The organism is Streptomyces sp. NPDC054813 (genome assembly GCF_053611365.1).
Genome location: NZ_JBSHAF010000005.1, coordinates 88,029 through 100,536 on the forward strand (window position 1 = coordinate 88,029; position 12,508 = coordinate 100,536).

Below are 12,508 nucleotides of genomic sequence, written 5' to 3' on the forward strand. Positions count from 1 at the left end.
GGCGCGTCCTAGCGGGCGCGTCCTACGGCGTACCGTCCTCTTCCACGTCCGCCATCGCCGGATCCAGCAGGCGCGACAGGAAATGGCGAGTGCGCTCGTGCCGCGGGTTGCCGATGACCCGGTCGGGGGCGCCGTCCTCCACGATCACCCCTCCGTCCATGAAGACGACCCGGTCGGCGACCTCCCGCGCGAAGGTCATCTCGTGGGTGACCACCATCATGGTCATGCCCTCCCGGGCCAGCATCCGCATCACCGCCAGGACGTCCCCGACCAGCTCCGGGTCGAGGGCCGAGGTCGGCTCGTCGAAGAGCATCACCTCGGGGCCCATCGACAGCGAGCGGGCGATCGCCACGCGCTGCTGCTGGCCGCCGGAGAGGGAGGCGGGGTAGGCGTTCGCCTTCTCCGAGAGGCCGACGCGGGCCAGGTTCTCGGCGGCCACGCGCGCGGCCCGCGCCTTGTCCCGCCGGAGCACCCGCCGCTGCGGCAGCGTGAGGTTCTCGGTCACCGTGAGGTGCGGGAAGAGGTTGAACTGCTGGAAGACCATGCCGATACGGCGGCGCACGGCGTCGATGTCGACGTCCGGGTCCGTCAACTCCGTGCCGCCGACGAACACCTGGCCCTTGGTGGGCTCTTCAAGGAGGTTGACGCATCGGAGCAACGTGGACTTGCCGGAGCCCGACGGGCCGATGACGCACACGACCTCGCCCTGGCCGATCTCCAGGTCGATGCCGCGCAGCACCTCGTTGTCGCCGAAGGACTTGTGCAGGTCCTTGACCTCGATCTCGGGTCGGCTCATTTGACGGCCTCCTGGGCCTTCGCCTCCATGCGGCGCACCACGAAGCCGAGCGGGATCGTGACCAGCAGGTAGCACAGGCCGGCGACGAGGATCGGCGTGGAGTTGGCGGTCGTACTGGCCAGGTCGCGGCCGTACTTGGACAGTTCGCGCTCCTCCAGGGTGACGCCGAGGAACAGGACCAGGGAGGAGTCCTTGAAGAGGAGCACCAACTCGTTGGTCAGGGGCGGGAGGATGATGCGGAACGCCTGCGGGATGACGATCGAGATCATCGCGCGGGCCGGCGAGAAGCCCAGCGAACGGGCCGCCTCCAGCTGTCCCTTGGGGACTGCCTGGATGCCCGCGCGGATCGTCTCGGCCATGTAGGCGGCGGCGACCAGGCCGAGGGCCAGGGCCACCTTGCCGTAGGTGCCGCCGATGATCTCCGTGCCGGGGAAGGCGAGCGGGACCGCGACCCCGATGAAGATGAAGATCAGCAGAGCGGGCAGGCCGCGGAAGATCTCGATGTAGATGCCGGCCAGCCAGCGGTAGGGGCCGACGGAGGAGAGCCGCATCAGCGCGATCAGCATGCCGAGCGCCAGGCCGACGACGAAGCCGGACACCGTGTAGAGCACGGTGTTCTTCAGCGCCAGCGTGATGACGTCCGGGAACATCTGCCGGGCGATGTCCCACTGGGCGAACTGGTTCTGCAGCCGTCCCCAGTCGGCGCCGACCGCGAAGGCGACCACGGCGGCGGCGAAGACGACGTACTGCACACCGCGCGAGAGCCGGCGCTTCTGCCGCCGGGACAGGCCCTTCCTGCGAGGCTGGAGTTCCGTGTCCGTGCCGACGGTCATGAGGCGGCGGGGGACGCGGCCGAGGCGTCGTAGGGACCGATCCACTTCTCGTACAGCTTCTTGTACGTGCCGTCGGCCTTGGCGTCCGCGATCGCCTTGTCGACGGCGGCGAGGAGCTTGGTGTTGCCCTTCTTGACCGTGAAGCCGTACTGCTCACCGGTGTTGATCTGCCCGGCGACCTGGAAGGCGGCGGCGTTGGCCTTGTCCTTGAGCCAGCCCTGGACCACCGGGTAGTCGATGACGACGGCCTTGACCTGGCCGGTGCGCAGGCCGTTGAGGACGGCGTCGGAGGACTCGAAGGAGACCGGGTCGAAGCCCTGTGCCTTCGCGTAGTCCTCGCCGGTGGTCTGCGCCTGGGTGCCCAGCTGGACCTTCTTCGCCTTGGCGTCGGCGAGCGAGGTGATACCGCTGTCCTTGGCGACCAGGAGGGCCTGGGTGGCGTCGAAGTACGGGTCGGAGAAGTCGACGTTCTTCTTGCGCTCGGCGGTGATGGTCATGCCTGCCGCGGCCAGGTCACACTCGCCGGAGTTGAGGAAGGCGCCGGTCTTGAAGTTCTCGAACGGCGTGTCGAGGATCTGCTGCTTCACGCCGAGGTCCTTGGCGACCAGGTCGATCATCGACACGTCGAAGCCCTGCACCTTGCCGTCGATCTCCGACTGGAACGGCGGGTACGGCAGGTGGGTGCAGGTGGTGAGCTGGCCGGCCTTGACGAGTTCGACCCCGCCCGCGGCCGTTCTGGAGGCGCTGGAGCCGTTGCCGCTCGACGTGCAGCCGGCCACGAGGGCGAGCCCGGCCGCGGCGGTGACGGCGGCCAGGGCGCGAGCCCGGCGGTGCCCGAGGAGCGTGGTCACGAGACCTCCCGTAGGTCTGTGGGGCTCCCCGCGAGGCTGTGAGGGAGCTTTGGATTCCGGTTCTGCGGGTTCCGATTATAAGGAGATGTTTGGGTATCTCAAACCAAACCGATGGCCGTGAGGCCGTCCGGCCTAAGAAGTCGCCGGTCAGCACCGGCGCAAAGGGGGAGGCGGGTGCCGGTTACGCTCATGCTGATCCACCCCTCCGTGAGCGAAGAGAGCACCGCCGTGACCCACCCCTTCCTCGACCTGCCCCCGCTGAGCGCCGCGCACTTCGCCGCCATCGAGGACCGCGTGGCCCGGCTCCTGGACACCCGGCAGGACGTCCTGATCACACAGGGCGAGGCGCTGCTGCCGCTGGAGGGCGCGATCAGGGCGACCGCCGGGCCGGGGACGACCGCACTGAACGTGATCACCGGCCCCTACGGGCAGACCTTCGGCAACTGGCTGCGGGACTGCGGTGCGACGGTGATCGACCTCACGGTGCCGTTCCATTCGGCGGTGACGGCCGCGCAGATCCGGGAGGCGTTCGCCGAGCACCCGGAGATCGACTTCGTCTCCCTGGTGCACGCGGAGGCGGCGACCGGCAACACCAACCCGGTCGCGGAGATCGGCGCGGTGGTACGGGAGCAGGGTGCCCTCTTCTATCTGGACGCGGTCGCCTCGGTCGGGGCCGAGCCGGTACTGCCGGACGCCTGGGGCGTGGACCTGTGCGTGATCGGGGCACAGAAGGCGATGGGCGGTCCGGCCGGTGTCTCGGCGGTGTCGGTGAGCGAGCGGGCGTGGGCCCGGATGGCGGCGAACCCGCAGGCCCCGCGCCGGTCGTACCTGTCGCTGCTGGACTGGAAGGAGCGCTGGGTCGACGGCGGCCGCAAGGTGCTGCTGCACGCGCCGGCGCAGCTGGAGATGCTCGCCCTGGAGGCATGCCTGGAGCGGATCGAGGCGGACGGGCTGGAGGCGGTGATGCGCCGTCACCGTACGGCGGCACTGGCCACCCGGGCCGGGGCGGTGGCCCTGGGCGGCGGCCTGGAGCCGTATGTGTACGAGGAGTCGGACGCGGCGCCGGTCGCCACGACTCTGCGGGTGCCGTCGGGGGTGGTGGCCTCGGAGCTGGTCGCCGAGGCGCTGGCGGGTGACGGCACACTGCCGCTGGCCGCGGGCGGGGGCGCGCTGGCCACCGAGATGATCCGGGTGAACCACTACGGGATGGACGCGACCGTGGGCGCGGTCCACTCGAGCCTGGCGGCACTCGGCGCGGGGCTGGCCAAGCAGGGCCGGACGGTGGACCTGGAAGGGGCCCGGCGGGCCGTCTCCGCGGCCTGGGCACAGGGGCGGTAGCGCTAAGGTTGTAACTTATGGTGCGACCCGCCCTGACCGTGAGTGACGAGACCCGATCAGACGCTGAGTAGGGTCGTTGCCATAATCCGGGTCGAATCGGCGCAGAAACGCCTGTCGACGCAGGACGACACCTCAGCCGGTAGACAGGTGGTCGGCGTCCACAGCCGCACGGAGGTGGATCGTGGCCGCCGGGCAGGCGGTCGACTTCCAGTCGAATCAACGCGCCCTCGATGGCAGGAAGTCCGCCGATGCGGTCGATCCATACTGAGCGGGTGGCCAGACACGGGTGGACGCGGTCCCAGGCCATGGCGCGAGCGATGCCGTAGCGGTCGCTGACAGCCGTGGTCACGGCATCGGGCCGCCCCAGGTGTCGGGACGTTCGGACGCTGGCAAGGAGGTCAGGCGGCAACCAGTGAGGCGTGGATCAGACTGACGGCACGCAGGATCTCGTCTCGGTTCTTCGCTCGCTTGATCCAGGCCGGAAGGCAGGCCACCAACGTCATCTTCTGTCCGATGTCATACCAGGGAGCCCTTTCACGCAGCGGTGCTTGGACGAAGCGACGGATCAAGTCGAGGTGTTCGAGGTTGTACGCCCACAACCACCCGTTCCGAGTCTCGGCCTGAAGCCACAGCGGCAATCCGAAGTACGGATCCGTCGCTGATCGAACTGTGCCGGGAGAGAGCGTGACCTGACGGCCGCTCCACACCCGTGACAGTCCGCAGCCACGACAGACAAGACGCCGCGGCCGAAACAGAATCCAGCCCCCGGGAGCGGAGTCTTCGGGCGCTGGAACGACACGGGCGGGCTTCTCGCAACCGGGGCACCGCACGATGATCAAGTTGATGAAGTCGTACTCGGTGCTGCGCGGATCCCGAAACCGAGCAGATAACAAGGCCATACGGTGAGTATGCAACTACCCCGCAGAGCAAAGCATCCAGGTTCGACCGCTCACTCTCGGGCTTGCCGGCCGCCCCGCCAGGGGCGAACGAAGGTCAAAGGACAGGCTCCGGAGTTTCACAGGGAGGCCAGGATCTCCCTTATCTGCGCCAGGGGTTGAGCCGCGTCCTCAAGGCCACTGCGCACAGCTTCGGCCACCCACGACTCGGCCTCTGCCCACAATCCGCGCCCGGCCAGCAGGATGCCGAGGTTCAGCGCTGCCCGCGGATGCCCGGCCTCGGCCGCCTTACGGCACCAGAACTCTGTCCTTTCCTGGTCGCCACGCTCGGCGAAGTAGCACGCGCAGTCGAAGATGGTGTCCGCGTCCCCATGCTCCTCGACCTGCTGCCACCAGTACCCGGCCTCTGTACGACCGCCGGGCTTGTCGAAGAGCAGCAGGCCCAGCGCAAAGGCGGCTTCGGCGAACTCACCGGCCAGGTGACGGAGCCTTTCCTCGGCTTCCTCCGTCGCCCCGGACTCGACGAGCCAGTCGGCGAGACGGAGGCTCGCCTGCTGGTGTCCTTCATCGGCAGCCTTGCGCCACCAAGAGGCCGCCTCCTCTGTCTCACCACGTTGGGAAAGCAGGATGCCGAGGTTGTAAGCGGAGACCGAGAACCCGGGGGCGGAGACGCGCCACCAGTGTTCCGCTTCCTCGACCATCCCTTGCAGGGAGTAATAGATCCCAAGGTTGTGGGCCGCGTCGATGCGACCCGTCTCGGCTGCCCACTGCATGATGGTCCGTGCCACGTGCGACCTCCCCCGCCGCCGGACCATTTCGGCGAACGTGATGATCTCCTCTGCGCCATCGGGATCGCGGAGCAGTTCGAGGAGCAGCGGCCGGGCTTCCGAGGAACGTCCTTCGACGATCAGCAGGTCGATCAGATTGAGGCATCCCATCGCGTCACCGGCGTCCGCGGCCCGGCGAAACTCGGCCTCGGCTCCGACAGCATCGTCCGCCAGGAGAAGGGCTCCGAGGTTGGTGAAGGACTCGGCATGCCCGGCTTCACCCGACCGCCGATACCACTCCTTGGCCGCTTCTACGTCGCCCTCGTCGGACAGCCGTACGGCGAGGTTGAACATGGCCACTTCGTGGCCGCCCTCGGCTCCCTTGGCGTACCACGTTCTTCCCTCGGCCCGCTTGCCCTGTCTGCTGAGGAGCACCCCGAGTTGGTTGGCGGCCTCCGCGTTTCCCGCCTCGGCGGCGGCACGCCACCATTTCTCAGCCCCGATGAGATCGCCACGCTCGTCGGCGGCTAGGCCCAGAATCTCCGCGGCCCGGTCGTGGCCTCGTTCGGCGGAACGGCGCAACCACCGCTCGGCCTGGTCATCGCCGCGCAGCCGGAGCAAGTGCCCGTACACATACATCGCCTCGGTGTCTCCGGCCATGGCTCCCGCCTGCCACCACGGCTCCGCCTCGGCCTCGTCACCACGCATGTGCAGGAGCGTCGCCAGTGTGGTGATGGCCGTGGCGTAGCCACCGTCCGCGGCACTCCGCAACCAGGTCTCGGCCTTCTCTTCATCACCTTTGTTTCGGTAGTGCCTGAAGAGGTTGAAAGCCGCGAGGACCAGGCCTCGCTCCGCAGCCTCCAACCACCATCGCTCAGCTTCCTCTCCAGCTCCCCGCATCATCAGTACGGCGGCGAGGTTCAGCTGGGCGAGCGCACTCCCCGCCTCGGCCATCGGACGCAGCAGCGGTTCGATTTCGTCCGGATCCACACGATGGAACAGCTGGGCGGAGGTGTAGTTGATGACCGCCGCCTCATCGCCGACCTCGGCAAGCGGTCGCCATGCCTGCGCGGCGATCGCCCACCGCCCGCTGAACGAAGCGATCTGAGCGATGTCCGGACGCATCCCGTCGTCGGCGTGCTCCAGGGCGGCGAGCCACACCGAATCCGGTACGTCCGACACCTCGGAGTCTCGGGCCACCGAGTCGACGAGGTAGTCGAAAGGTCTCTTGCTGCCGTCCTCCTCGCCTTCCATCAGCAGACTGGCGACGCCGTAGCGGACCTGGGAAGCCCAGGCAAAGGCCTCGGCGTACGGCTCCGGGCGCAGCGCGGCGCCGCCCAGGGCCTTGAGGTAGCCGTGGTGGACCTCCTGCAGCAGGGCTGCTGGCAGGTCGCCGATCAGACCGACGCGGGCCAGGTCCACGGCGGCCGCGACGAGTGCCGCGCCTCGTGGATGGCCGCCCTTGGCGGTGGCTCGCTCCGCCCTGCGCCACTCAGCGAGGAGTTCCGGCCCAGCTGCCAGGTACTCGGCGATGCCGTGGAGGCCATGGCGGGCATGGGCCTCGTTCAGGCGGCTGTCGTCGGCCTGCGCCACCCGGGCGAGTTCGGCGTCGCTCCACAACCGCCTGACGACAATGGGCTCCACCATGTTCAGTACGCGCAGTACGGTATCCGGCGGCATGCGGCTCGAGCCGCTTTCACCGGATACCTTGTCGGCGACCTCCCTCAGGGTGTCGTAGCGCTCGTCCCGCAGAGTCGCCAACACCACCAAGCGGGACCTGATCAGCGATGTCAGCAGGGACGGTTCGAGGCCGCCCGGCCCGAAGTAGCGCTCCAGATCGTCGAGCCACAGGACATGCCGGTCGTACCCGGGCTCGTCGGGTCCCCGTCGCAACGGCCGCAGATCGGCGTCCTGGGGCGGGGCGACAAGCAGATGTCCGGGGAGCACGGCCCGCACGGCCTCGAGAGCTGTGCGGCTCTTGCCCGCGGTCGAGTCGCCGGTGAGCAGTACGAATCCGCCCGACTCGGCCGCGATCCTCAGCTCGTCCCGCATCTGGACGTCCACGTCGCGCAGGACGTAGGGCGGCAGCGCGGATCCATCGCTGCCTCCGGCGCGGGCACGGTGCACACCGAGGCCGAGCAGGTCGGTGCCGGCCACAGGCTGCCAGTTCCACGTGGCCGTCTCCGCCGAGTCGGCCACGTGGTAGTTGATGTCACCGACGACGTAGCTCGCCGCAACGCCGCCGGTGACGTTGAGCAGTTGGCTCTGCTCGGTGACGATCCGGGGCATCGCGGGGGCGTACATGTCTCCTGGCACGCTCACCTCTGCGGCGGGCCCGGTCCTGGAGAAGGCCCCGAGGCCTCGTCCGACGGCCGCCCCGTGGTGTTCGGTAGGACGTGAGAAGGCCCTCGATGCACGGGCGTCGACCGTGGGCAGGGCTGGTCTCGAGTTAGCCGGTCCGTTCAGCCCTGGGACGGATCCGGCTTCGAAGGGCGTCCGATGTGCGCGCCTCCATGGATGACCCCCGCCACGATCGAACCTTCCCCGGCGTGCATGTCCACACTTCCGCCCACAGCCAGGCCTCCCGGTCCGGCCGATACCCCGCCCTGGTGGGTGTGTTGGGTCAGCAGGGTGCGCAGCTCCTCCGCGGCCTGCGCCCGTTCGTCGTGGTCCAGGCGCTCCAGCAAGGCCTCGATACGAGCCTGCCAGGCCGCTTCCTGACGGATACGAAGTACCTCGGCCTGGGCCGTTTCCGCGGACTGAAGTTCACTGGCGGTCTGGTCCAGTCGTTCGAGTTCCGCCTGCTCACGCTGTCCGTCGCCTCGCCCGAGCCAACGTGCCACCGCCACCCGCAACCCGGTCCACGCATCCGTCCCCGCCGCCCGTACAACGGCGGCTCCACAGGCCGCGGCCAACGTCATCAACGCCTGTTCCAGCATCCCCGTTTACCCTCCCCGAAAGCACTGACCTCGTGAGCAAAGTAAGGCTCCGCTCTGGTCCTGCGCAGCGCTATGGGAAAAATGCCCGCCGGGTCGTGGTTCTTCAACACACCGGGGCAGCTGCTGATCCGGCGGGACCGAGTGAGGTTTGGAGCAGGGTGAGGCCATGACCGCCGACACATCCCAGACCCTCCCCTGCGGCCGTCCTATCCCCCTCCTGACCCGGCCCCGAGCGGCCCCTGCTGGACCTGGCTCGACTTCCAACGGGCCACGCTGGAGCTGAAGTGCGCGGGGCTGGACGCCGACCAAGTGCGGGTCGTGTCCGCCGAGCCCTCCGAACTCACCCTGCTCGGCCTGGTGCAGCACCTCGCCGAGGTGGAACGGACTGGTTCCAGCGGGTGTTCGCGGGACTCGACGTACCTCCGGTCTACGAGGAGGAGACGGGGTACAGCCTCGTCCCCGGGCTCGGGCTCGGCGAGGCGCTCGATGTGTGGCGGCGGGAGATCGTGCGGGGAGCCGGAGCTGCGCGCGGGCGGTCATTCGACGACGGGCGGATCGTCGGCGGTCCGATGGACGGTGTCGAGGTCAGTCTGCGCTGGGTGCTCATCCATCTCATCGAGGAGTACGCCCGGCGCAACGGGCACGCCGACATCCTGCGGAAGCGTATCGAAAGCGTTAACGGCGCCAGAATTCAAGGCAATTCCGAATTCCCTTTTACTGGATGGCTTACCCGAGTCTTCTGCCCGCTTTTTGCGGAGCTAAACCGGGGGAATTTCATCCAGGTTTCAACCCTGTGACACACTCCACATAAGCGGGTCATTTGCCCGATTTGTGGTGGGAAATATCGGCACATACGGGCACGGCAGATCGAGCTGGCAACAGCACCTGCCGTGCATTTTTGCATTTGCCTCGCTAAATTCAGTCCGCATGACCGCACCACAAGCAGACCTGATCGTCGAGCGCCCGATGGTGACCGACGGCGCCGCCCTGTGGCGTATCGCAAAGGATTCCGGAAGCCTCGATCTGAACTCCTCGTACAGCTATCTGCTGTGGTGCCGGGACTTCTCCGGCACGTCGGCGGTGGCGCGCGGCGCGGACGGCGAGCCCGTCGGATTCGTGACCGGATACACCCGGCCGGACCGCCCGGACACGCTGCTCGTCTGGCAGGTGGCCGTGGATGCCGTGCAACGCGGCCGCGGTGTCGCGGCGCAGCTGCTGGACGGGCTCACGGCGCGGGTGGCCGCCGAACAGCCGCTCACCGCCGTGGAGACCACCATCACGCCCGGGAACACCGCCTCCGAGCGGCTGTTCACCTCGTACGCCGCCCGGCACGGCGCCACCGTCGAGCGCACCGTGCTGTTCGAGGCCGGCGAGTTCCCCGACGGTCCGCACGATCCCGAAGTCCTGTACCGCATCGGCCCCTTGACCCCCACATCGCACTGAGGAGCCTCCCTGTGACCATCACCCAGCCCGACCTGAGTGTCTTCGAGACCCTGGAGTCCGAGGTCCGCAGCTACTGCCGCGCCTGGCCGACCGTGTTCGACCGGGCCCGGGGCAGCCGGATGTACGACGAGGACGGCCACGAGTACCTGGACTTCTTCGCCGGCGCCGGGTCACTCAACTACGGCCACAACAACCCGGTGCTGAAACGGGCGCTGCTCGACTATCTGGAACGCGACGGGGTCACCCACGGCCTCGACATGTCGACCACCGCCAAGCGGTCGTTCCTCCAGGCCTTCCAGGACCTGGTGCTGCGGCCGCGCGACCTGCCGTACAAGGTCATGTTCCCCGGGCCGACCGGCACCAACGCCGTGGAGTCCGCGCTGAAGCTGGCGCGGAAGGTGAAGGGGCGCGAGGCGATCGTGTCGTTCACCAACGCCTTCCACGGGATGTCCCTCGGGTCGCTCGCCGTCACCGGCAACGCGTTCAAGCGGGCCGGGGCCGGGATCCCGCTGGTGCACGGGACGCCGATGCCCTTCGACAACTACTTCGAGGGCAAGGTCCCGGACTTCCTCTGGTTCGAGCGGCTGCTCGAGGACCAGGGATCAGGGCTCAACAAGCCCGCCGCGGTGATCGTGGAGACCGTGCAGGGCGAGGGCGGCATCAACGTCGCCCGGGCCGAGTGGCTGCGCGCCCTCAAGGAGCTGTGCGAACGGCAGGACATGCTGCTGATCGTCGACGACATCCAGATGGGCTGCGGACGGACCGGCGCCTTCTTCTCCTTCGAGGAGGCCGGGATCGTCCCCGACATCGTCACGGTGTCGAAGTCCATCAGCGGCTACGGGCTGCCCATGTCGCTGTGCCTGTTCCGGCCCGAGCTGGACGTGTGGGAGCCGGGCGAGCACAACGGCACCTTCCGCGGCAACAACCCCGCCTTCGTCACCGCGACCGCCGCCCTGGAGTCCTACTGGACCGACGGCCCGGCGATGGAGAAGCAGACCCGGACCAAGGGCGAGCAGGTCGAGCAGGGGCTCATCGCGATCGTCGAGGAGAACCTCGCCGACGTGCGGGAGTACCGGGGCCGGGGTCTGGTGTGGGGCATGGAGTTCCACGAGAAGGCGCGGGCCGGGCGGATCGCCAAACGCGCCTTCGAACTGGGGCTGCTCATCGAGACGTCGGGGCCGGAGAGCGAGGTCGTCAAGCTGCTGCCCGCCCTGACCATCACCCCGGACGAGCTGGACGAGGGGCTGAGCATCCTCGCCCGGGCCGTCCGGGAGACCGTCTGACCAGGATCTAGCAAGGAGGCTGTACACCACCGTGATCGTCCGTTCGTTCAAGGAGATCGAAGGCACCGACCGGCATGTCAAGGCCGCGTCCGGGACCTGGGAGAGCAAACGCATCGTCCTCGCCAAGGAGCGGGTCGGCTTCTCGGTGCACGAGACGATCCTGTACGCGGGCACGGAGACGTCGATGTGGTACGCCAACCACATCGAGGCCGTGGTCTGCGTCGAGGGCGAGGCCGAGCTGACCGACCGCGAGACCGGGACGTCGTACACGATCACGCCCGGCACCATGTACCTCCTCGACGGGCACGAGCGGCACACGCTGCGCGTCAAGGAGGACTTCCGCTGCATCTGCGTGTTCAACCCGCCGGTCACCGGCCGGGAGGACCACGACGAGAACGGCGTCTATCCCCTGCTGACGGAGGAGGGCTGACCCATGACCACGATCACCGACCTGTACCCGAGCCGTGGCCCGGTCGAGGTCTCCGTACCCCGCAAGGACCCGGTCGTCTGGTCGGCGCCCGGTGCGGCCGGGCCGATCGCCACGGACCGGCTGGAGGAGTTCGAGCGGGACGGCTTCCTCGCCATCGACCAGCTCCTCGCGGACGACGAGGTCGCCGTGTACCGGGAGGAACTGGAGCGGCTGGTCGCCGACCCGGCGATCCGGGCCGACGAGCGCTCGATCGTCGAGCCGAAGTCCAAGGAGATCCGCTCGGTCTTCGAGGTGCACCGGATCAGTGAGGTCTTCGCGAACCTGGTGCGCGACCAGCGGGTGGTCGGCCGGGCCCGGCAGATCCTCGGCTCGGACGTCTACGTCCACCAGTCGCGGATCAACGTCAAGCCCGGGTTCGGGGCCAGTGGCTTCTACTGGCACTCGGACTTCGAGACCTGGCACGCCGAGGACGGGCTGCCGAACATGCGGACCGTGTCGGTCTCGATCGCGCTGACCGAGAACCACGACACCAACGGCGGGCTCATGATCATGCCGGGCTCGCACCGGACGTTCCTGGGCTGCGCCGGCGCCACGCCCGAGGACAACTACAAGAAGTCGCTGCAGATGCAGGACGCGGGCACGCCCTCGGACGAGGCGCTGACCGAGATGGCCGGCGAGTACGGCATCAAGCTGTTCACGGGCCGGGCCGGTTCGGCGACCTGGTTCGACTGCAACTGCATGCACGGCTCCGGCGACAACATCACGCCGTTCCCGCGCAGCAACGTCTTCATCGTGTTCAACAGCGTGGAGAACGCGGCGGTGGAACCGTTCTCGGCACCGGTCCGCCGGCCCGAGTTCATCGGGGCGCGGGACTTCACGCCCGTGCGGTGATCTCCCCCTGAGCCGGCCGGGCCGGGACCTCCCGTGGGACG

At 68.5% G+C, this 12,508-nt stretch carries 11 protein-coding genes and 1 pseudogene; 6 read left to right on the forward strand and 6 right to left on the reverse strand.

Features of this window, described 5'->3' with window-relative positions; all coding sequences use genetic code 11:
• Window positions 1-22: 22 nt before the first annotated feature.
• Genes ACWGJB_RS11285 through ACWGJB_RS11295 form a run of 3 tightly spaced genes read right to left on the reverse strand, consistent with a single transcriptional unit; the run spans window position 23 to window position 2,480 of the window.
• Window positions 23-796 (reverse strand): amino acid ABC transporter ATP-binding protein, encoded by a 774-nt coding sequence (locus tag ACWGJB_RS11285; protein WP_453379946.1) that lies wholly within the window; start codon window positions 794-796, stop codon window positions 23-25.
• Window positions 793-1,629, reverse strand: a complete 837-nt coding sequence (locus tag ACWGJB_RS11290; protein WP_453379947.1) for an amino acid ABC transporter permease — start codon at window positions 1,627-1,629, stop codon at window positions 793-795. The genes ACWGJB_RS11285 and ACWGJB_RS11290 overlap by 4 nt, the downstream gene beginning before the upstream one ends.
• On the reverse strand, window positions 1,626-2,480 hold the full coding sequence (locus ACWGJB_RS11295; protein WP_453379948.1) for an ABC transporter substrate-binding protein: 855 nt from the start codon (window positions 2,478-2,480) through the stop codon (window positions 1,626-1,628). The genes ACWGJB_RS11290 and ACWGJB_RS11295 overlap by 4 nt, the downstream gene beginning before the upstream one ends.
• Before the next feature lie 228 nt (window positions 2,481-2,708).
• On the opposite strand from ACWGJB_RS11295, the gene ACWGJB_RS11300 reads away from it, so the two are divergent.
• Complete coding sequence (locus ACWGJB_RS11300; protein WP_453380272.1) at window positions 2,709-3,818, forward strand: pyridoxal-phosphate-dependent aminotransferase family protein; 1,110 nt, start codon at window positions 2,709-2,711, stop codon at window positions 3,816-3,818.
• A 398-nt stretch (window positions 3,819-4,216) separates the two neighbouring features.
• Here the strand turns inward: ACWGJB_RS11300 and ACWGJB_RS11305 are convergent, their stop codons facing one another.
• The 3 genes from ACWGJB_RS11305 to ACWGJB_RS11315 all read right to left on the reverse strand — a co-directional run bounded on the left by ACWGJB_RS11305 (window position 4,217) and on the right by ACWGJB_RS11315 (window position 8,420).
• The gene (locus tag ACWGJB_RS11305; protein ID WP_453379949.1) at window positions 4,217-4,717 is read right to left on the reverse strand and encodes a hypothetical protein; all 501 of its coding nucleotides are present in this window, start codon (window positions 4,715-4,717) and stop codon (window positions 4,217-4,219) included.
• 116 nt (window positions 4,718-4,833) lie between these two features.
• Window positions 4,834-7,785, reverse strand: a complete 2,952-nt coding sequence (locus ACWGJB_RS11310) for a hypothetical protein (protein WP_453379950.1) — start codon at window positions 7,783-7,785, stop codon at window positions 4,834-4,836.
• Window positions 7,786-7,943: 158 nt separating this feature from the next.
• Window positions 7,944-8,420, reverse strand: a complete 477-nt coding sequence (locus ACWGJB_RS11315) for a cell division protein ZapB (RefSeq protein WP_453379951.1) — start codon at window positions 8,418-8,420, stop codon at window positions 7,944-7,946.
• A gap of 294 nt (window positions 8,421-8,714) precedes the next feature.
• Between ACWGJB_RS11315 and ACWGJB_RS11320 the strand changes: the two are divergent.
• From ACWGJB_RS11320 to thpD, 5 genes and pseudogenes are all read left to right on the forward strand, one after another.
• Window positions 8,715-9,217: pseudogene (locus ACWGJB_RS11320) on the forward strand (mycothiol transferase).
• 130 nt (window positions 9,218-9,347) lie between these two features.
• Window positions 9,348-9,863, forward strand: a complete 516-nt coding sequence (ectA, locus tag ACWGJB_RS11325; protein WP_453379952.1) for a diaminobutyrate acetyltransferase — start codon at window positions 9,348-9,350, stop codon at window positions 9,861-9,863.
• An 11-nt stretch (window positions 9,864-9,874) separates the two neighbouring features.
• A complete protein-coding gene (gene ectB, locus ACWGJB_RS11330; protein WP_453379953.1) occupies window positions 9,875-11,146 on the forward strand; it encodes a diaminobutyrate--2-oxoglutarate transaminase in 1,272 nt (423 codons plus the stop codon).
• 31 nt (window positions 11,147-11,177) lie between these two features.
• A complete protein-coding gene (locus ACWGJB_RS11335; protein WP_351496114.1) occupies window positions 11,178-11,576 on the forward strand; it encodes an ectoine synthase in 399 nt (132 codons plus the stop codon).
• A 3-nt stretch (window positions 11,577-11,579) separates the two neighbouring features.
• On the forward strand, window positions 11,580-12,467 hold the full coding sequence (gene thpD, locus ACWGJB_RS11340; RefSeq protein ID WP_453379954.1) for an ectoine hydroxylase: 888 nt from the start codon (window positions 11,580-11,582) through the stop codon (window positions 12,465-12,467).
• Window positions 12,468-12,508: the final 41 nt, after the last annotated feature.